This is a genomic window from Pseudomonas caspiana, from assembly GCF_040224095.2.
GTDB lineage: Bacteria > Pseudomonadota > Gammaproteobacteria > Pseudomonadales > Pseudomonadaceae > Aquipseudomonas > Aquipseudomonas caspiana.
The window spans coordinates 2027135-2046580 of sequence record NZ_CP167995.1 but is presented as its reverse complement, the minus strand read 5'-3'; the positions used below and the strand labels follow the sequence as shown (position 1 = coordinate 2046580).

20 protein-coding genes are annotated in these 19446 nt (G+C 57.4%); 12 read left to right on the top strand and 8 right to left on the bottom strand.

Annotated features, from left to right (window positions below):
* Positions 1-172: 172 nt before the first annotated feature.
* From ligD to ABRP31_RS09330, 4 genes are all read right to left on the bottom strand, one after another.
* Positions 173-2776, bottom strand: a complete 2604-nt coding sequence (gene ligD, locus ABRP31_RS09345; protein WP_349970658.1) for a DNA ligase D — start codon at positions 2774-2776, stop codon at positions 173-175.
* A 32-nt stretch (positions 2777-2808) separates the two neighbouring features.
* The gene (locus ABRP31_RS09340; protein ID WP_027899379.1) at positions 2809-3711 is read right to left on the bottom strand and encodes a Ku protein; all 903 of its coding nucleotides are present in this window, start codon (positions 3709-3711) and stop codon (positions 2809-2811) included.
* Between the two features lie 135 nt (positions 3712-3846).
* Positions 3847-4329 (bottom strand): transcriptional regulator, encoded by a 483-nt coding sequence (locus ABRP31_RS09335; protein WP_349970657.1) that lies wholly within the window; start codon positions 4327-4329, stop codon positions 3847-3849.
* Positions 4326-4649, bottom strand: a complete 324-nt coding sequence (locus tag ABRP31_RS09330; protein WP_349970656.1) for a type II toxin-antitoxin system HigB family toxin — start codon at positions 4647-4649, stop codon at positions 4326-4328. Before ABRP31_RS09330 ends, ABRP31_RS09335 begins: the two co-directional genes overlap by 4 nt.
* A 247-nt stretch (positions 4650-4896) precedes the next feature.
* Between ABRP31_RS09330 and ssuD the strand changes: the two genes are divergently transcribed.
* Complete coding sequence (gene ssuD / locus ABRP31_RS09325) at positions 4897-6033, top strand: FMNH2-dependent alkanesulfonate monooxygenase (protein ID WP_087266249.1); 1137 nt, start codon at positions 4897-4899, stop codon at positions 6031-6033.
* Positions 6034-6160: 127 nt separating this feature from the next.
* Complete coding sequence (locus tag ABRP31_RS09320) at positions 6161-7261, top strand: sigma 54-interacting transcriptional regulator (RefSeq protein WP_349970655.1); 1101 nt, start codon at positions 6161-6163, stop codon at positions 7259-7261.
* Positions 7262-7276: 15 nt separating this feature from the next.
* Here the strand turns inward: ABRP31_RS09320 and ABRP31_RS09315 are convergent, their stop codons facing one another.
* The gene (locus ABRP31_RS09315) at positions 7277-7612 is read right to left on the bottom strand and encodes an antibiotic biosynthesis monooxygenase (protein ID WP_349970654.1); all 336 of its coding nucleotides are present in this window, start codon (positions 7610-7612) and stop codon (positions 7277-7279) included.
* A 237-nt stretch (positions 7613-7849) separates the two neighbouring features.
* On the opposite strand from ABRP31_RS09315, the gene soxR reads away from it, so the two are divergent.
* Positions 7850-8314, top strand: a complete 465-nt coding sequence (gene soxR, locus ABRP31_RS09310) for a redox-sensitive transcriptional activator SoxR (RefSeq protein WP_087266255.1) — start codon at positions 7850-7852, stop codon at positions 8312-8314.
* Positions 8315-8423: 109 nt separating this feature from the next.
* Here the strand turns inward: soxR and ABRP31_RS09305 are convergent, their stop codons facing one another.
* Both ABRP31_RS09305 and ABRP31_RS09300 read right to left on the bottom strand, forming a co-directional pair.
* Positions 8424-9842, bottom strand: a complete 1419-nt coding sequence (locus tag ABRP31_RS09305; RefSeq protein ID WP_349970653.1) for an FAD/NAD(P)-binding protein — start codon at positions 9840-9842, stop codon at positions 8424-8426.
* 176 nt (positions 9843-10018) lie between these two features.
* Positions 10019-10582, bottom strand: coding sequence for an XRE family transcriptional regulator (locus ABRP31_RS09300; protein ID WP_349970652.1), 564 nt, complete (start codon positions 10580-10582; stop codon positions 10019-10021).
* 93 nt (positions 10583-10675) lie between these two features.
* Here ABRP31_RS09300 and ABRP31_RS09295 point away from each other — a divergent pair, with 93 nt between their 5' ends.
* The 7 genes from ABRP31_RS09295 (at position 10676) to ABRP31_RS09265 (ending at position 17845) form a co-directional block, all read left to right on the top strand.
* On the top strand, positions 10676-11599 hold the full coding sequence (locus tag ABRP31_RS09295) for a DMT family transporter (RefSeq protein WP_349970651.1): 924 nt from the start codon (positions 10676-10678) through the stop codon (positions 11597-11599).
* Positions 11600-11739: 140 nt separating this feature from the next.
* The gene (locus ABRP31_RS09290) at positions 11740-14685 is read left to right on the top strand and encodes a monovalent cation/H+ antiporter subunit A (protein ID WP_087266263.1); all 2946 of its coding nucleotides are present in this window, start codon (positions 11740-11742) and stop codon (positions 14683-14685) included.
* Complete coding sequence (locus ABRP31_RS09285) at positions 14685-15029, top strand: Na+/H+ antiporter subunit C (RefSeq protein WP_032628821.1); 345 nt, start codon at positions 14685-14687, stop codon at positions 15027-15029. Before ABRP31_RS09290 ends, ABRP31_RS09285 begins: the two co-directional genes overlap by 1 nt.
* Entirely contained in the window at positions 15026-16711 is a 1686-nt protein-coding gene (locus ABRP31_RS09280) for a monovalent cation/H+ antiporter subunit D (protein WP_087266265.1), read from the top strand. The genes ABRP31_RS09285 and ABRP31_RS09280 overlap by 4 nt, the downstream gene beginning before the upstream one ends.
* Positions 16708-17196 (top strand): Na+/H+ antiporter subunit E, encoded by a 489-nt coding sequence (locus ABRP31_RS09275; RefSeq protein WP_087266267.1) that lies wholly within the window; start codon positions 16708-16710, stop codon positions 17194-17196. The genes ABRP31_RS09280 and ABRP31_RS09275 overlap by 4 nt, the downstream gene beginning before the upstream one ends.
* Positions 17193-17471, top strand: a complete 279-nt coding sequence (locus ABRP31_RS09270; RefSeq protein WP_087266269.1) for a K+/H+ antiporter subunit F — start codon at positions 17193-17195, stop codon at positions 17469-17471. The genes ABRP31_RS09275 and ABRP31_RS09270 overlap by 4 nt, the downstream gene beginning before the upstream one ends.
* Positions 17468-17845: a Na+/H+ antiporter subunit G gene (locus tag ABRP31_RS09265; RefSeq protein ID WP_087266271.1), complete on the top strand. Its 378-nt coding sequence runs from the start codon at positions 17468-17470 to the stop codon at positions 17843-17845. Before ABRP31_RS09270 ends, ABRP31_RS09265 begins: the two co-directional genes overlap by 4 nt.
* Before the next feature lie 17 nt (positions 17846-17862).
* Here the strand turns inward: ABRP31_RS09265 and ABRP31_RS09260 are convergent, their stop codons facing one another.
* Entirely contained in the window at positions 17863-18330 is a 468-nt protein-coding gene (locus ABRP31_RS09260) for a hypothetical protein (protein ID WP_087266274.1), read from the bottom strand.
* A gap of 486 nt (positions 18331-18816) precedes the next feature.
* On the opposite strand from ABRP31_RS09260, the gene ABRP31_RS09255 reads away from it, so the two are divergent.
* Both ABRP31_RS09255 and ABRP31_RS09250 read left to right on the top strand, forming a co-directional pair.
* On the top strand, positions 18817-19047 hold the full coding sequence (locus ABRP31_RS09255) for a hypothetical protein (RefSeq protein ID WP_087266276.1): 231 nt from the start codon (positions 18817-18819) through the stop codon (positions 19045-19047).
* Positions 19048-19148: 101 nt separating this feature from the next.
* On the top strand, positions 19149-19388 hold the full coding sequence (locus ABRP31_RS09250) for a DUF2789 family protein (RefSeq protein WP_087266278.1): 240 nt from the start codon (positions 19149-19151) through the stop codon (positions 19386-19388).
* Positions 19389-19446 lie beyond the last annotated feature (58 nt).

Here is a 19446-nt window from a genome sequence, read left to right as displayed (position 1 = left end):
ATTTTCCAATTAAAACGCTATTCCCTGTGGGAGCTGGGCTTGCCCGCGATTGGGTTTGCAGAGTATCGTCGGAATGCCGCCCAGACCAAGCCCAGCTCCCACATAGGATTGCATTTCAGATCAAGTATCTTTGTCACAACTGAGCTCAAAGGGAATTGAACTCCGAACAAGCTCAACGCCCTTCGACGCCCAACTGTTTCCACATTTTTTTGGTAATCCGCTGCCGATTGGTATAGCCCTTCCACGGATCAGCCTTGAGCTTGCGCAAGCGCTCTTGCACGTTCCCAACGTTCCACTGCTGGGCGGACTTCAGGCCTTCCAGCTCCTCGCGGGACACAGGCACCGACACAGGTAATCCCGGTCTGGCACGTACCGAATACGCGGTTACGGTGCTGGCGCCACGGCTGTTACGCAGATAATCGATGAAGATTTTCCCGACCCGGTTTTTCGGCCCCATGGTTGCGGTGAAACGCTCGGGCAGTTGCTTGGCAATGAACTCGGCGATGGCTTTGGCGAAACCTTTCACTGTTTCCCAGTCCGCCTGACGCTGTAACGGCACGATGATGTGCATCCCCTTGCCGCCACTGGTTTTGATAAACGCCTGCAAACCCAACTCATCCAGCACCGCCAGGGTCATTTGCGTGGCTTCGATCATGCTGCGCCATGGCAGCGCGTCATCCGGGTCAAGATCGAGTACAAAGTGGTCAGGGGTTTCGATGCGATCACTGGTCGCGCCCCAGGTGTGCAATTCGATAGTGCCCATTTGCGCTGCGCCTACCAGCGCTTGCACGGTATCGATCTCCATCAGGCGTGCATGCCCCGGGTCCAGCTCCGGTTCAAGTTGCTTGATGTTGGGAATGGCCAGTTTTTCCGAGTGTTTCTGAAAGAACTGCTCCCCAGCGACACCCTCCGGACAGCGTAACAAGGACACGGGGCGATCTTTCAGATACGGCAGGATCCAGTCGGCGATCTCTTCATAGTAATGCGCGAGTTCGGCTTTCTGGGTGCCGCTCTCGGTATCGATCACCCGCTCTGGATGGCTGATGTTCACGTCGGCAATCACTACTCGACCTCTGCTCGCAACGGCGGGCTTCTCGGGCTTTTCTGGCTTGGCTCGAGATGCTTTCTTGATATTTTTAGCCGCTTGCGGATATTCGTGAACGACCTGACTGGCAGGCTTATCAGTGCGCAGCGCGATAAAAGCACCCTGCCGAATGATCCCTTCTCGCGTCCATTCAGCGAACTCCGCTTCGCAGACCAGTTCAGGCTCAATCCAGTGAACGCCACGCCCTTGAGCGCTGGTGAGTTTTTTTGCCAGGGGTGAAGAATCACGCTCCAGTTTTTTCAGGCGTTCGCTGATTTGTTTAAGTGTCCGCTCGGAGAAGCCGGTACCGACTCGACCTGCATACACCAGCCCCGAATCCTCATCGTCGCCGTTTACCGCCAGCAACAATGCACCAAACCCGCTACGTGAGCCTTGTGGCTGGGTAAAGCCGACGATGACGAACTCCTGACGTAAGCGGCACTTGAGCTTGATCCAGTCCGGGTTGCGTTTGCTCAGATAGAGACTGCCGGCCCGTTTGCCAATTACGCCTTCCAGGCCCATAGCGCTGGCGCTTTCGACAATATCCTTGTGACGGGACATGAACGCATCCGAGAAGCGCAACAGCTTGCTACGGCTTTTGCCAAGCAGCTTTTTCAGCGCAGCGCGGCGCTCCTCCACCGGGGTTTCCCGCAGATCCTGCCCTTCAATGAACGGTGCATCGAAAAGGAAATACACCACGTCTTTACTGCGGCCAACCTCAAAGGCGTTTTGCAGAGCCTGAAAATCAGGAAGGCCTTCGTCGTTGAGCATGACCATTTCGCCGTCGAGCCAACTGTCTTTGGGCCCCAAGGATTGCAGCGCCTTGGCCTGTAACGGCAGACGGTCGGTCCAGTCATTGCCGTTGCGGCTGAACAACCGCACCTCACCGTCGAGAATCCGGGTCATGATCCGGTAGCCATCGAATTTGATTTCGTACAGCCACTCCCCGTTGGGGGGCGCATCTACCAATGTGGCGAGTTGCGGGGCGAGCGTTTCAGGGACCACGCTTACGGTCTTGCTGGTTTTTGCAGCTTTTGTCTTTGCGGGTTTGGTATTGGCAGATTTGGCTTCAGGCGCCGCGGTTTTAGCCGGGGCCGCTTTTTTCCCCGTCGCCGGTTTGCCCACCAACTTGCCGCTGATCACGCTCTGCGGCTGATCGGCAACGATGTCGTATTCCGCGCCAGGCCTGGCAATCTCGTCTTTCTCCTTGATCAGCAGCCATTGTTCCTTGTCGCCACTGCCTTTCAGCCGGGTGCGCACCAGCGCCCATTCACCGGTGAGTTTTTCCCCAACCAGTGTGAACTTGAGCTTGCCGTCTTTATAGGTTTGCTGCGGATCGCCATGCGGCTGCCAGATCCCCCGATCCCAGACGATGACATCACCCGCGCCATACTGACCTTCGGGAATGCTGCCTTCAAAACTGCCATAACCCAGCGGGTGATCCTCGACATGCACCGCCAGACGCTTATGGGTCGGATCAAGGCTTGGCCCTTTGGGCACTGCCCAGCTTTTCAGAGTGCCATCCAGCTCCAGTCGAAAATCGTAATGCAGGTTGCGCGCGTCGTGCTTATGGATCACGAAACTCAGGGCGTGCGCGGCCTTACCTTTCCTGGCCTTGACCGGTGCCTCCGCAGGCTCACTGGTGATATCAAAATTACGTTTGCGGGCATATTCGCTGGGCTGCTTGGCCATGGTTGATCCTCTGCGACGTCAGGCAATACCCCTCAAGATGCCTTGGTGGTTTTCTTGCGCGGTGGTGTTCGGCGTTTGGCCGGCGCTTTTTCTGCAGGCTCGGCTTTTTTGGCGGCCGGTTTTGCCGGTTTTTTGCTGACCGAACCTTTACCCGCCAAGCTACGTTTAAGCAGCTCAGTGAGGTCGATGACGTCGGCGCTTTTACGATCAGTGTCCTCAGGCTCGGTCTCGACACTTTCGAGCTTGCCTTCCCGGGCCTTGGTTTCCACCAGTCCCATGATTTGATCCTGGAAGGTGTCGCGGTAATCCTCCGGCGTCCAGTCGGCGCTCATGTCTTCCACCAGACGCTTGGCCATGGCCAGTTCGCTTTTATTGAGCTTCACATCGGTGACCGCATCGGTCAGTTCCAGCGTATCCAGGCCACGCACCTCAGACGGCCAGCGCAACAACACCAAGACCATCGCCGACTCCAGCGGCATTACCGCAGCCAGGTGCTGGCGGGTATGCAGGACCACATTGGCGAGCGCGACTTTCTTGGTTTGCACGAGGGTTTCGCGCAACAAGGCGTACACCTTCTCGCCGCGCTTGTCAGGGGCCAGGTAGTAAGGTGTCTCGATGTTTTGCAGCGGGATCTGATCGCCTGCGACGAAACCGAAAATTTCAATGGTCTGGGTCGACTTGGGGTGAGCGGCGCGGATTTCTTCTTCGCTGAGGACTACATAGCGGCCCTTCTCGTATTGCACACCCTTGACGATGTTTTCCTTGGTCATCTCTTTGCCGGTGACCTTATTGATGCGCTTGTAACCCACTGGATCCATGCTGCGCTTGTCCAGCCAGTCGAAATCCACCCCCTGCGAAGAGGTCGCCGAAACCAGCGCGACGGGGATATGCACCAGCCCGAAACTGATCGCGCCCTTCCAGATTGCCCTTGCCATCGCCTGATTCCCTTTATGAGGTGTTTAAAAGTGACCGGGGCGATGCGACAAAAGTTTCGAGGGGAGTGACGGGGTGTTGTGGAGTATGAAAAAACCCGCCTTGGCGGGTTTGTTCAACACAGTCAGCAAATGACCTTATGCAATGCGAGGGACAAACGCTCCGGGATCGACGTGGAACCGCGCTGCAAGTCTGGCCACCATCTCGATGGTCAAACGACGCTGCCCGCTGAGAATGCGTGACACCACGCTCTTATCGCCAATTTCCGGAAGGTCTGCACCGGTTAACTGGTTTTGCAGCATCAATGCCTTGAGCAGGTCCACTTCCGTCAACCCGGCTATACGCGCATTGAATGCCGAGAACTGCGGTGCATTGCTTTCGTAACGCTCAACTGTGTCACAGAGAATCTCGAGTAAATTGCTTTCGACAGACGTCAGTTCCTGGCCGTCGGTGAGTTCATCGATGACAGTCAACGCCTGCTGATAGTCCTCTGGCGAGTCGATGTGATGCAGGAAATGCGCCCCCAGACGATCCATGTCCAGACGAAGTATTTCCATACGCTGCGCCAATTCGCGAATGGCAGTCTTATCTACGGTTCGTTCGGCTACTGCAGGACTCATGGTCGGATCCCCGTTTTCTGCTTTTGGTACCACTTGTTTGCCTTGGTGTATTCGGCGTGGGTGTAGATGTGTTTTACGAAAACCAGTTGCTTGCTGAATTCAATAGCGGCAACCAACCGTAAATTGTTGCCGCCAATGTCGATCACATACCAGCCGTTTCTATGCGTGAAGCGATCCAGCGTGTTGAAAGTGCTTTTGAGCTCACTGGAGGTGTCGGCCGTTGACCGACTCAGCAAGCGATAGGTGGCATCAAGGTTCGCAGCATCATTGGGATACCTCCTTGAAGCGTCATCAAATGCGATCTTCTTGAAAACCCTCATCCATCATCCCTGTTGAATTTTTGGCAACCTTAGAGGCGCGTTGCCAATTTGTCAACCTCATCAATTTTCGACCTGCCTCATCAGGCGCCGCTGTCTGCGATTAGACGTCATATTCGATAACGATATAAAAATATGGATATCCGTTCTTTTGAGGAATAAATCCGACCCTTTATAACTAGCCCCCTACTGCTGGCTGAGCAACAGCCAACCAACACATCAGCGCCGCTTGCGGCTCAAGGGTTTTGTCATGGATGTTTTCTGGTTCCTTCCGACTCACGGCGACGGCCATTTTCTGGGCACCACCAAAGGTGCTCGCCCAGTCACCTTGAACTACCTCAAACAGGTGGCTCAAGCGGCAGACGATCTGGGCTACCACGGCGTACTGATCCCGACCGGTCGTTCATGCGAAGACTCCTGGGTAATTGCCTCTGCGCTGGTGCCGTTGACCGAAAAACTGAAGTATCTGGTGGCGATTCGTCCGGGCATCATTTCACCTACCGTTTCGGCGCGCATGGCGGCAACTCTGGATCGTCTGTCTGGCGGCCGTTTGTTGATCAACGTGGTAACCGGCGGTGATCCTGATGAAAACCGTGGCGACGGCAGTTTCCTCGATCACAGCGAACGTTACGAAGTCAGCGATGAATTCCTGCAGATCTGGCGTCGTGTTCTGCAAGGCGAAGCCGTGGATTTCGAAGGCAAGCACTTGCGCGTGCAGAACGCCAAAGCGCTGTATCCGCCGATTCAGAAACCTTATCCGCCGCTGTACTTCGGGGGCTCGTCCGAAGCCGCTCATGAACTGGCTGCCGATCAGGTGGACGTCTATTTGACCTGGGGCGAACCTCCGGCTGCCGTCGCAGAAAAACTTGCCGATGTCCGCGAACGCGCAGCACGCAAAGGCCGCACCGTGAAATTCGGTATCCGCCTGCACGTCATTGTCCGCGAAACCAGTGAAGAGGCCTGGAAAGCAGCCAGCACGCTGATCGAGCACATCAGCGACGAAACGATTGCGGCCGCCCAGAAATCCTTCTCGCGCTTTGATTCCGAAGGCCAGCGCCGCATGGCGGCCTTGCACGACGGCCGCCGGGACAATCTGGAAATCGCGCCAAATCTGTGGGCAGGCGTGGGCCTGGTTCGGGGTGGCGCCGGTACCGCATTAGTGGGTAACCCACAGGAAGTCGCCGCGCGAATCAAGGAATACGCCGACCTGGGGATCGAGAGCTTCATCTTCTCCGGCTATCCGCATCTGGAAGAAGCCTATCGCTTCGCCGAACTGGTCTTCCCGTTGCTGCCTGAGCCGTATCGCAGCCTGGCCGGGCGTGGCATCACCAACCTGACCGGACCATTCGGGGAAATGATTGCCAACGATTTGCCGCCGCAGAAGTAGGAGTCAGTTTTCGGTAGGCGCCAACGTGTTAGAGGCACGGAGGTTCTGAGCAATCAGGTCCAATGCCTCGCCAACAAGTTGGCTCCTGCAGGTAATTGTCGACTCCAATAAAAAAGAAGTGAGCCCCATGCAGCTACTGACCCTACCGCCGAACCCCGCGCTGGCGACTTCAATCCGCGCTACAGCTCAGGTGTTCGAAGACCCGAAATCCAAAGCCTTGCTGGCCCACCTCAAGCAGGTGGCGCCCAGCGACGCCAGCGTATTGATCATTGGCGAAACCGGCACCGGCAAAGAGTTGGTTGCGCGGCATATTCATAACCTCAGCGAACGTCGTAACCAGCCGTTCGTTGCGGTCAATTGCGGTGCATTTGCAGAGTCGCTGGTGGAAGCCGAGCTGTTCGGCCACGAGAAAGGCGCCTTTACCGGAGCCTTGAACGCCAAGGCTGGCTGGTTCGAAGAGGCTAATGGCGGCACGCTGTTCCTCGATGAAATCGGCGATCTGCCCATGCCGATACAGGTCAAGCTGTTGCGTGTGCTGCAAGAACGGGAGGTCGTGCGGCTGGGCTCACGCAAGAGCATTCCCATCAACGTCAGGGTGCTCGCAGCGACTAACGTGCAACTGGAAAAAGCGATCAATGCCGGGCATTTCCGCGAGGATCTGTATTACCGCCTGGATGTGGTCAACCTCGAACTGCAACCGTTGCGCGAACGTCCCGGCGATATTCTTCCACTCGTCAGACACTTTATCGACGTGTACAGCCTGCGTCTGGGATACGGACCAATCCGCATTACCGCCGAAGCGGAGCGGAAACTGCAAAGCTACAGTTGGCCAGGCAATATTCGCGAGCTGGAAAACGTCATTCACCACACGCTGTTGATCTGCCGTGACGGGCTGATTCAACGTGATGACCTGCGCTTGTCGAACCTGCGCATCGAGCGCCAGGACGATCAACCTGCAAACGACGAATCTGTCGACGCGTTACTGGAGCGGGCTTTCCATAAGCTGTTCGAAGAACAGGCTGGCGCGTTGCACGAAAAAGTCGAAGATGCGTTGCTGCGGGCGGCTTACCGTTTCAGTCACTGCAACCAGGTCCACACCGCTGCCCTGCTGGGCCTTTCACGCAACGTCACTCGTACCCGACTGATCAAGATTGGCGAACTGGCGGTTAACAAACGACGGCCAGGAGAAAATTTGCAGGGCGACCGGGTAATGCAGGTTTCAGTCTGAACAGTGCTCTGCCTCTCAGCCCCTGGCCGGGATGCTCCGAGTGACCTGCCAGGTATTGAACGTCACTGCGCTGACATGATGCCGTCGCAGTAGCGCGATGAAATCCTGCTCACTCGATTCGGCATTGAGTAACGCGTCTTCACTAGCGCGCCTTGATTGCCAGAGGGTCTGACCAAGCACTCTGCAGCCATCATTACTCGCCTGGACCGTGGCGCTGATAAAACCGGGATAAGTGCAGGTGTAGCGCTCCACCTGCTCGGTCAAGGCAACGACGAGACTGGCCTGCTGGGCGGGATTTACGGTGAATTCAATAAGCTGATTAAAGCGAGGATTCTCTTCTGCTGACTGCATGACAGCCTCCCGTCAAAAAATATAACCACCTGATTTTTAGTGATTTTCTATAGGAGCTCACGAGCACCGCGAGGCAGCGATAATGGTGTATCAGGCAAGACGCCATCGCGGCCTCGCGGTGCTCGTGCGCTTCTACAGGTTTCTTGTCTACTGAGCGACAGTGGCCCCTACAGGGTGTTGCCAACCAAGGCCTCGAAGGGTAAAACCTCTACTTAACTAGAGGTCAAGCATCCACTTATGACAATCAGCAAAAAATCCGGACCTGCCAGCAAACAACTGACCGTCGGCCAATTGGCGGCCCGCAGCGGTGTCGCGGTCACTGCCCTGCACTTTTATGAAACCAAGGGGTTGATCAGCAGCCAGCGCAATGCGGGCAATCAGCGTCGTTACCCCAGAGAAATGCTGCGTCGAGTGGCCTTGATCAAAGTCGCACAACGTCTGGGCATCCCGCTGGCGAGCATTCATGCCGCCCTGCAAACCCTGCCGGAAAAGCGCACGCCGACGGCGGCGGACTGGAATAAATTGTCGGCTCAGTGGAAAGACGAACTCGACGACCGCATCGCCCGCCTGACAGACCTGCGCGATCAGCTCACGGGCTGCATCGGCTGCGGCTGCCTGTCGATGCAAGCCTGTCCGCTGCGCAACTGGGGGGATAAATTGGGCGAACAGGGCAATGGGCCGGTTTTGCTGGATCAGGATTGAAGAGTTTCAGCGCCTGTATCGTCCCAGACCTGAGGACGCCCCAACAGGCGTCACTTCGTTGGAGCGAGGCTTGGTCTGGGCAGCATCCGGACGATATAGGCGTAAGGTCTTAAGCCAAATGAGTTCCGACCAACCGCCCCGCCAACGCCTTGGCCTGCAGCGCTACATCAGTCACGGCTGTACTCTCCCACCACAAACCGCGTAATGGCGGACCCATGGCGAACAGCCGTTCAGAGACCCGCCCTTGCGCATCCAGTACTGCCCCGCCATGGTCCGCGGCAATACCCAGCGCCAGCGGGCCAGGTTGAATCAGACCGCGGGCCAGCAGTTGTCGAGGCAGAGGCCGGTCCACCCGTCGCCAATCGTATTCAATGCCGGTGGAATTGATCAGCGCATCCCCCACAACCGTTGATGACTCAACCTGACCACGGTGTCGTACACGAATCTGCAATTGACCCGACGGCAAAACCTCAAACCCTTGCAGTGAAGCGGCCTGAACTGTGACGCGCCCTTCATCTATAAGCTGCGCAAGCAGGGCAGCGCTCAGCGGCGGTGAACGATGGTGATGACTTTCCCACCACGGCCGTACATGACGCACAAACTGACGGCGCTGCACATCCGAGGCCTGACTCCATAACCGGCCGATGTTAGCCCGCACGGTATCCAGCGGTGCCTGCCAGTCGATTCCGCTTTCGATCGCCTGCGCGCATTGCTCACGCACTTTGCGCAGCAACTGCCGTGGACTTCGAATAGTGTGATCTTCGGCGAGAAAGTCTGCCCAGACAGGCGGCTGACGACGCACATGAGGCAGCAATCCATGCCGGGAAAAAATATCGATGGGACCGCGATGTCCCGACTGCTGCAACGACACAACAGCATCGACCATGGTCAGTCCGGAACCAAAGATCAGCACCCGCGCCTGCGGATCAAGCTGGCGCATCGCGCCTACATCCCACGGATCCACCGCAGCAGCATTGAGTCCATTCGAGTGCCGTTGCGGCGTGCGCGACGCGGCGTACATCCCCGTGGCCAAAACCGCAAAACGCCCTTGCAGGGACTGACCATCGGCCAGGCTAAGCGTCACGCCCTGCCCGCTCGTCTGCAGGTCGATCACTTCGCCACGCACATGCTCGACACTTGAGCCGTAACTCGCGCCAGTCAATTGAGCTTCGGCCAGACGCTGCTGCACATACAGACCAAAAATGCCCCGTGGCGGGAACAGTTCAGCTATAGGCACATCCTGCTCAAAGGATTCAGGCCAGCCACCGTCGGCGATGAATTGTGTCAGCCATTGGGTCAAATCGTCGGCGTTGTCCGGGTCGACACTCATGCGCGCCGCGTTGCCATTAAGCGTATGCCCCAACTCCGTGGCGCTGTAGGCCTCGCCCCGCCCCAGCTCACTGCGCGTTTCAATAATCGAAACACGCCGTTTACCCGGCAAGCGCAGCAACTGGACCGCAAGCATGCTGCCGCTAAGGCCACCGCCGACGATCAGAACGTCAGCCGGTTGTTTGTCAGTGGAACTCATAGATCAGGGTCGCTCTTCGAAGTCTCAAGCTGGGGTCGATACCAACAACCGTGTCCAATGCACAGCCCGTGCCCGCTGCCGATTGTCCCTGTTCAGGCGAGATAACCCCCGCACTGTTGTTGGAGAAGATGCTGGAGCCGACATAACTGTTGATTCACTGTTGATCAGGCAACACCTCAAAGCACGACGTTACGGACAAATCGTACCCGGACCGGCCCCTCATTGCGGTAGCTGTGGGCTTGATTGCTGGCAAACATGAAAAACTCCCCCGGCCCGACCGCCTGACTACGCTCGACCAGACTCACCGTCAGCTGCCCTTCGACCACGTAGACCTGTTCACTCCAGCCATCCGGGTCGGCTTCGGACTGATACGCTTCCCCCGGCTCCAGGCAGAATTCCCAGAGTTCGACTTCACGTCTGGCGGTGGCTTTGGCCAACAGAACAGCGCGGCTGCCCGGTACCGAACCCGCCCAGGCCACTTCGTTGATGCGACTGGGGTCACGATGCTCGGGTGCCTGGATCAGATCGCTGAACGCTACATCCAGTGCTTCGGCAACGCGATCAAGCGTCGCGAGACTGACGTTTTTCTCGCCTGCCTCGATGGCCACCAACATGCGCCGGCTGACTCCGGATTTTTCCGCCAGCGCCGTCTGACTCATATCCTGCCCGTTGCGCAGTCGTCGCACGTTTTGACTGACGTGCTGCAAGACGGGCGCGCGTTGCGAATTGTCGTTGCTCAATATTTTATTCTCTCGAAACCGTTGCGCAGTATACTGCCCAGCTTTAAAGCCCAGGTCTATGTGTCACGCAAGCCCTTCAAAGCAGTGAGAAGCATGAAGTCTACCTCTATAACGCCCCGTATCAGCAAAGCGGAAATCGTACTGATCCTGATCACCCTGCTGTGGGGTGGCACATTTCTGATCGTACAACACGCCATGACCGTCAGCGGTCCGATGTTTTTTGTCGGGCTGCGTTTTGCTGCAGCCGCAATCATTGTCGCGCTGTGCTCATTGAGCGTTTTGCGCGGTATGACCTTGCTGGAAATTAAAGCCGGGGTCGCTATCGGAGCAGCAATCATGCTCGGCTATGGCTTGCAGACCATCGGGCTGCAGACTATTCCCAGCAGCCAGTCGGCATTCATTACCGCGCTTTATGTGCCTTTCGTACCGTTGTTGCAATGGCTGGTGCTGGGACGCCGCCCGGGGTTGATGCCCAGCGTGGGGATCTGTCTGGCCTTTACCGGGTTGATTCTGCTGGCCGGTCCCAAGGGCGCGACCCTGCAATTCAGCCCCGGTGAAATAGCGACGATCATCTGTGCAATCGCAGTGGCCGCTGAAATCATCATGATCGGTGCCTACGGTGGCAAGGTCGATGTACGCCGGGTCACCGTGGTGCAACTGGCAACCGCCTCGTTGCTGTCGTTCCTGATGATAGTGCCGACGGGCGAAACCTTACCGGACTTTTCCTGGATGCTGGTCACCAGCGCTGTAGGACTGGGGGCCATGAGCGCGGTGATTCAAGTGGCCATGAACTGGGCACAGAAAACCGTTTCTCCCACCCGTGCCACGGTGATCTATGCCGGTGAGCCGGTTTGGGCTGGAATCTTCGGCCGTCTTGCGGGTGAACGCCTGCCAGGCGTTGCCTTAATTGGTGCAGCCCTGATCGTCGCGGCGGTGATCGTCAGTGAAATGAAGCGCCGTACTAAACCCGCTGAAGAACAACCTGAGACCGATCAAGCGTTTAAAGAAACAGATTGAACACGCGATAAATCCGACTATAAATAAAGCGAACTCAGCTTCTGCCTACAAGGTCTGTAGGATTCTGCGACACCTTGGCGTTTGGTGATACACAGCCCAGCACGTATGATCCTTGACATTTCCCTGCAGATTAGAAGCCTATGTCTCTGATAGTTCTACTGCTTCTGCCTTTCATTGGCAGCTGTCTGGCGGCAATTTTGCCGCACAACGCTCGTAATACTGAATCCATTCTCGCTGGCCTTGTGGCCGTTACCGGTGCGATTCAGGTTGCCTTGTGGTATCCACAAATCGTCGACGGCGGCGTGATCCGCGAAGAATATTTCTGGTTACCCAGCCTGGGGCTGAACTTCGTCCTGCGCATGGACGGCTTCGCCTGGATGTTCTCCATGCTGGTGCTGGGCATCGGCACGCTGGTTTCGTTATACGCCCGTTACTACATGTCTCCGGACGATCCGGTACCGCGCTTTTTCGCTTTTTTCCTGGCGTTCATGGGCGCCATGCTGGGTCTGGTGATTTCCGGCAACCTGATTCAGATCGTATTTTTCTGGGAATTGACCAGCCTTTTCTCGTTCCTGTTGATTGGTTACTGGCACCACCGGGCGGATGCCCGACGCGGCGCTTATATGGCCTTGATGGTCACCGGCGCAGGCGGCCTGGCTTTGCTGGTAGGCGTCATGCTGCTCGGCCATGTCGTGGGCAGTTATGACCTGGATCGCGTGCTGGCCTCCGGCGATGCCATTCGCGCCCATGCGCTGTACCCGGTGCTGCTGACGCTGATCCTGATCGGCGCATTGAGCAAAAGTGCGCAGTTCCCGTTCCACTTCTGGCTACCCCACGCGATGGCCGCCCCGACGCCGGTGTCGGCGTATCTGCACTCGGCAACCATGGTCAAGGCCGGGGTGTTCCTGCTGGCACGTTTCTGGCCCGCATTGTCAGGGAGCGAACAATGGTTCTGGATCGTCAGCGGCGCAGGCGCCTGCACTCTGATCATCGGTGCCTACGCAGCGATTTTTCAGAATGACCTCAAGGGCCTGCTGGCCTATTCGACTATCAGCCACCTGGGTTTGATTACCCTGTTGCTGGGCCTGAACAGCCCATTGGCGGCGGTCGCTGCGGTCTTCCACATTCTTAACCACGCGACCTTCAAGGCCTCGCTCTTCATGGCTGCGGGGATCATCGACCATGAAAGCGGCACGCGGGACATCCGCAAGTTAAGCGGACTGATCACACTGATTCCCTACACGGCGACGCTAGCGATGGTCGCCAGCGCCTCCATGGCGGGCGTTCCGCTGCTGAACGGCTTCCTGTCCAAAGAAATGTTCTTTGCCGAAACGGTTTTTGTCAGCTCTTCAGCCTGGGTGGAGATGGCCTTGCCGGTGATCGCAACTATCGCCGGGGCATTCAGTGTTGCCTATTCGTTGCGCTTCACCGTGGATGTGTTCTTCGGCCCGAAAGCCACAGACCTGCCCCACACGCCTCATGAACCACCGCGCTGGATGCGTGCGCCGGTAGAGTTTCTGGTGATTGCCTGTGTGATCGTCGGAATATTCCCTGCGCAATCCGTCGCGCCCTTGCTGGCCGCCGCCGCGCACCCCGTCGTAGGCGGCACCTTGCCGGAATACAGCCTGGCCATCTGGCATGGCTGGAACGCGCCAATGATCATGAGCCTGATTGCCATGGCTGGCGGCGTTCTGCTCTATCTGCTGCTGCGCAAGTCGTTCAAACAGAACCGCTTCACCGGCCCGCCGCTGGTACAGCGCATGAATGGCAAACGCTTCTTCGAGCGTTCAATGGTGATCATGACCCGCTGGGCGCGGCGTTTCGAAAGCCGTATCAGCACCCGCCGTCTGCAACCGCAGTTGTTCCTGGTGGTATTGGCAGCACTGATCGGCGGTTTCATCCCGATGTACTTCAGCGGTTTGACTTGGGGTGACCGTCCGAAAATCCCGGGCTCGGGAGTCTTCGTTACGCTGTGGCTGATCGCGATTGCCTGCGCATTGGGCGCGGCATGGCAGGGTAAATATCACCGTCTCGCTGCCGTCATCATGGTCAGCGTTTGCGGACTGATGACCTGTGTCACCTTCGTCTGGTTCTCTGCGCCGGATCTGGCCCTGACCCAATTGGTGGTCGAGGTGGTTACCTCGGTGCTGATCCTGTTGGGCCTGCGCTGGCTGCCACGACGCAACGAGAACGTCGCACCTTCGGTCAGCAGCCGAATTCGTGCACGCACCCGCCGCATTCGCGACCTGATCCTGTCAGTCCTGGTCGGCGGCGGCATGGCGCTGCTGTCTTACGCGATGCTGACTCGCGCGACCCCCAACACCATTTCTTCGTTCTACCTCAGCCGCGCGATTCCCGAAGGCGGTGGCAGCAACGTAGTGAACGTGATGCTGGTGGATTTCCGGGGCTTCGATACCTTCGGCGAAATCACCGTCCTGGCGGCTGTGGCGCTGACCGTGTTTGCCCTGCTGCGCCGCTTCCGCCCGCCCAAGGAAAGCATTCCGCTACCCGCCCAGCAACGCTTGCTGGCGCCGGATGTGGCAACCGATCTGGTCAACCCGCGCAGCGCCAGCGATACCGCGCTGGGCTTCATGATGGTTCCAGCAGTGCTGGTACGTTTGCTGCTGCCGATTGCGGTGCTGGTTTCGATGTACCTGTTCATGCGTGGGCATAACCAGCCCGGCGGTGGTTTTGTCGCCGGACTGGTGATGTCCGTGGCGTTCATCCTGCAATACATGGTTGCCGGCACGCAGTGGGTCGAGGCACAGATGAGCCTGCGGCCTTTGCGCTGGATGGGTACCGGGTTGTTGTTCGCGATTGGCACCGGTCTGGGATCGATGTTCTTCGGTTACCCGTTCATGACCACCCACACCGCGCATCTGGATCTGCCGCTACTGGGCGATTTCCACGTCGCCAGCGCGTTGTTTTTCGATGTCGGGGTCTATGCGGTTGTCGTGGGATCGACACTGCTGATTCTGACAGCACTGGCGCACCAATCGGTCCGTAGCCACCGCCCTACTTCGCTGCCTAAACCGGTACCGAACCCCATCGCAGATATTGTCGCCGCACAACAAGGAGCCTCCTGATGGAAGAAGTTATCGCGATTGCCATTGGCGTACTGGCCGCCTCAGGCGTCTGGCTGATCCTGCGGCCGCGGACCTTTCAGGTGGTCATGGGGCTTTGCCTGCTGTCCTATGGCGTCAATCTGTTCATCTTCAGCATGGGCAGCCTGTTTATCGGCCGTGAGCCGATCATCAAGGACGGTGTTCCCCAAGACCTGCTGCACTACACCGACCCGCTGCCACAGGCGCTGGTCCTCACCGCCATCGTAATCAGCTTTGCCATGACCGCACTGTTTCTGGTGCTGCTGCTGGCATCCAGAGGGTTGACCGGCACCGACCACGTTGACGGCCGGGAGCCCAAAGAATGACGTTGATGAATCAACTGATCGTTGCACCCATTCTGCTGCCACTGCTAACTGCCGCAATCATGCTCTGGCTCGGCGAGAAGCATCGTCCGCTGAAGGCGCGCATCAATCTGTTTTCGAGCATGCTGGGCCTGGCGATCTCTGTAACCTTGTTCATGTGGGTACAGAAAACCGGAACCACAGGCTCAATCGGCGTGTATCTGCCCGGCAACTGGGAAGTGCCGTTCGGCATTGTTCTGGTAGTCGATCACCTGTCGGCAATGATGCTGGTGCTGACGGGAATCGTCGGGGTTTGCGCCTTGCTCTTCGCCCTGGCACGCTGGGATCGCGCAGGCGCCAGCTTCCATGCCTTGTTTCAGATTCAACTGATGGGTCTGTATGGCGCGTTCCTGACCGCTGACCTGTTCAACCTGTTCGTATTTTTCGAAGTCATGCTGGCGGCATCCTACGGCTTGATGCTGCATGGCTCGGGCCGCGCTCGTGTCTCTGCAGGCCTGCATTACATCGCGATCAATCTTTTGGCGTCCTCGCTATTCCTGATTGGCGCAGCCTTGATCTATGGCGTCACCGGCACGCTGAACATGGCCGATCTGGCCATCAAGATCCCGCAAGTGCCGGAAGCCGATCTGGGTCTGCTGCACGCCGGCGCGGCGATTCTTGCGGTGGCGTTTCTGACCAAGGCTGGCATGTGGCCGCTGAACTTCTGGCTAGTCCCTGCCTACTCTTCCGCCAGCGCGCCAGTAGCGGCCATTTTCGCGATCATGACCAAGGTCGGTATTTACACGCTGCTGCGACTCTGGACCCTGCTGTTTTCAGTCCAGGCTGGCCCGTCGGCGTTTTTTGGCGGCGACTGGCTGATCTATGGCGGTATGGCGACGATCCTGACCGCTGCGGTGGCGATCATCGCCGCACAACGACTGGAGCGCATGGCAGCCCTGAGCATTCTGGTCTCGGCCGGCATCCTGCTGTCGGCCATCGGCTTCGCCCAGCCGAGTCTGACGGCAGGCGCTCTGTTCTACATGGTCAGCTCCACCTTGGCCCTTAGCGCGATGTTCCTGCTCGCAGAGCTCATCGAACGCTCGCGCTCAGCCAACGAGCTACCGTTAGAGGACGATGCCGACCAGTTACCGCGTACCGTGGAGTCGTTAAACCCACCGCCAGGCACCAACCTGGATGACCAGCAAAAAGCGGTGGTCGGCCAGGTGATTCCGATGACCGTGGCCTTCATCGGCTTGAGTTTCATTGCTTGCGCGTTGCTGATCATCGGCATGCCTCCGCTTTCAGGCTTCATCGGCAAACTGACGCTGCTCAGCGCACTGCTTAACCCACTCGGCCTGGATGTCGCACAGGACGAAACGATTTCGAGCCAGGGCTGGTTGCTGGTGGGTTTGCTGATTTTCTCTGGCCTTGCTTCGCTGCTGGCTTTTTCGCGGATTGGCATCCAGCGTTTCTGGACCCCACAGGAGCGCCCTTCACCGTTACTGCGCCACTATGAATGCCTGCCCATAGTGATTCTGCTGGGCTTGTGCATCATGCTGACGTTCCAGGCCGAACCGCTGCTGCGCTATACCCGTGACACGGCAGCCGCGCTGCACGAACCCAAACAGTACATCCAATCGGTAATGGCCACCCGGCCGCTGCCCGGGCCAGTCAGCGACACAGCAATATCGGCGGTGCAACCATGAAGCGTTATTTCCCTGCTCCGTGGTTTTCCCTGGCACTGGCGGTACTGTGGCTGGTGTTGAACCTCTCCGTCAGCCCCGGCAATTTGATTCTCGCAGCCGTACTAGGCTTCCTCGCCCCCTTGCTGATGTCTCCACTTCGCCCTTTGCCTGTGAGCATCAAGCGCCCAGGCGTTATCTTCAAGCTGTTCTTTTTGGTGGGTCGCGATGTGATCGTCTCGAATCTCCAGGTGGGCTGGACGGTCTGGAACGCCCGTCGGCGACCACCACGCTCTGCCTTCGTAAAAGTCCCGCTGGACTTGAACGATGCCAATGGCCTGGCGGCGCTGGCAATGATCACCACAGTGGTTCCGGGTACGGTCTGGTCCGAACTGGCGCTGGATCGTAGCGTGCTGCTCATGCATGTTTTCGACCTGGAAGATGAGGCGCAGTTTATCGAGCACTTCAAAACCACCTATGAGCGCCCGTTGATGGAGATTTTCCAATGAGTGCCTTGCTCGGCAATGCGATTCTGGCAAGCCTGTTCATCTTCGCTCTGGCCATGGTCCTGACCCTGATTCGCCTGTTCAAGGGCCCATCAGCTCAGGATCGAGTACTGGCCCTGGACTACCTGTACATCACCGCCATGCTGATGATGCTGGTACTGGGCATCCGTTATGCCAGTGATACTTATTTTGAGGCGGCGTTGTTGATTGCGCTGTTTGGCTTTGTCGGTTCGTTTGCCCTGGCCAAATTCCTGCTGCGTGGAGAAGTGATCGAATGAACTCGACAGTGGTGTTGCCCTTCTGGGTCGAAATCCTCACGGCGGTGCTGCTGGTTGCCAGTAGTTTGTTCGCCCTGACCGGCGCAGTCGGCATGCTGCGCCTGAAAGACTTTTTTCAACGCATGCACCCGCCCGCGCTGGCCTCGACACTGGGTGCGTGGTGCGTTGCGCTAGCCTCGATTGTGTACTTTTCAGCACTCAAATCAGAACCGGTCATCCATGCCTGGCTGATCCCCGTGCTACTGGCGATTACCGTACCGGTCACCACCCTGCTGCTGGCCCGCACGGGGCTGTTTCGCAAACGCATGGCAGGCGACGATGTACCGCCGGAAGTCAGCAGTGGTGGTCGACAAGGTGATTCCAGCGGCAGCTGAATGGCTGCCTGCCGGGCTTACTCGCTGGCCTTGAAGGTCAGCTCGCCTTTGCGCCATTTCGCCGCTTTAGTGGTCGCAGTCTTCAGTGTTTTGGTCAGTCCGCCTTGAAGTTGCTCATGCGCTGCAAAAACCATCATGATGCCCTGACCTTCCTTGAACACGATGCCGTGCCCTTCAGGGATATCGACATAGGCATATTCGCCCAGGCCGTAAACAGTCAGTTTGATTTCGCGAAATTTGATTTCAAACTTGCCGCCTTCACGGCTGGGCAATACCGCTGCGCGAAAATGATCGCCGACCTTTAGCTCAAGCCGAGGCTTGTCGTCGACCACCAGTGCCGTTTCAGTGTCGATTTCAGCAATGTAAATGCCTTCAGCGGACTGCTCACAGACATAAACAAAACGGGACTGGAACTGTTTTACCAACTTCGCCCGCAGATCACCAAGCACGAACAGCGCGTGTGTCTCCAGATTACTTACTGCCAAAGTTAAAACCCCCAACTTGAAAATGATCCCGCCCGAACACGATCGGACGGTCAGAAAAGCTACCGCTACCTTTTTTGTAGCGCATCAGACGGGCAGTTCCCTTGCGCCCTCATGTGACAATTGCAGCCACATCGCATTGCCAACCCTGAGCCAGGGGTGCTTGTGCGGAGAACGTCGACGATACCGAAAGCGCTGTCAGCGCAGGCATTCGGGTGATTCTACCGGGTGCTGACGCCTGTCGACTATATCCGTTTTGTACATATCAGCAGATGCAGTCCATTCAGACGAGATGAGCGGCATCGTGTATAGCCCTGCAAGCCGGATTCCTACACTGATTTTCGCAATGACTCACAGAACACTCCTCACTCTCGCGACTAAAGGCCGCCGGCGATGGTCAACAACTGCCATACTCGCGCACATCAACAAGTCTGACGGGCTTAGATGTGCTCCGTCAGAAGCGACTCGTCATCCATGGGAAGGTAATAAGTGACTGAATTTGATATCGGCGAGTTTTTCATCTGGGGTGAATCCAGAGAAGTAGAAGGCGAGTTCCAGGCTGTCATCGTGATGCGCTCCAAGCAGGCTGCGAATGTTATCTCCTACCACCAAGTGGAAAAAGACCGCTGGTTCAAAACTGCGGATCTCGCGGCCACTGCTGCCCAGGAGTCAGCCAAAGAGCTGAAAGATGCCGTCGATGCAGGCGCGCTGAACGCTTGACGCTATTGCTTCGAACTCTTGGGTCACAGATGCGCTCAGATGCATGACGCAGCTTCAAGCGTGCAACCGACAGATCGGGTCAAGCCCGCCGGGGAGATGATATGGATTTGGAAACACCGACCCTGGCCACCTTGTTTGAACAACTGGGACTGGATTCAGATCAAGAGAGCATCGACGCATTTATCGATGAACATGGCCCGCTGCCTGATGACGTCAAGGTATCCGAGGCAGAGTTCTGGACACCTCAGCAAGGTAAATACCTCAAAGAGACATTGCTGCTTGACGACGACTGGGCTCCGGTAGTTGACGAGTTGAATGCGCTGCTTCACGCAGCCAAGTAACCTCCCTCCCAATAAAATGGCTCCGGTTATCCGGAACCATTTTCTGTTGATCCTAAAC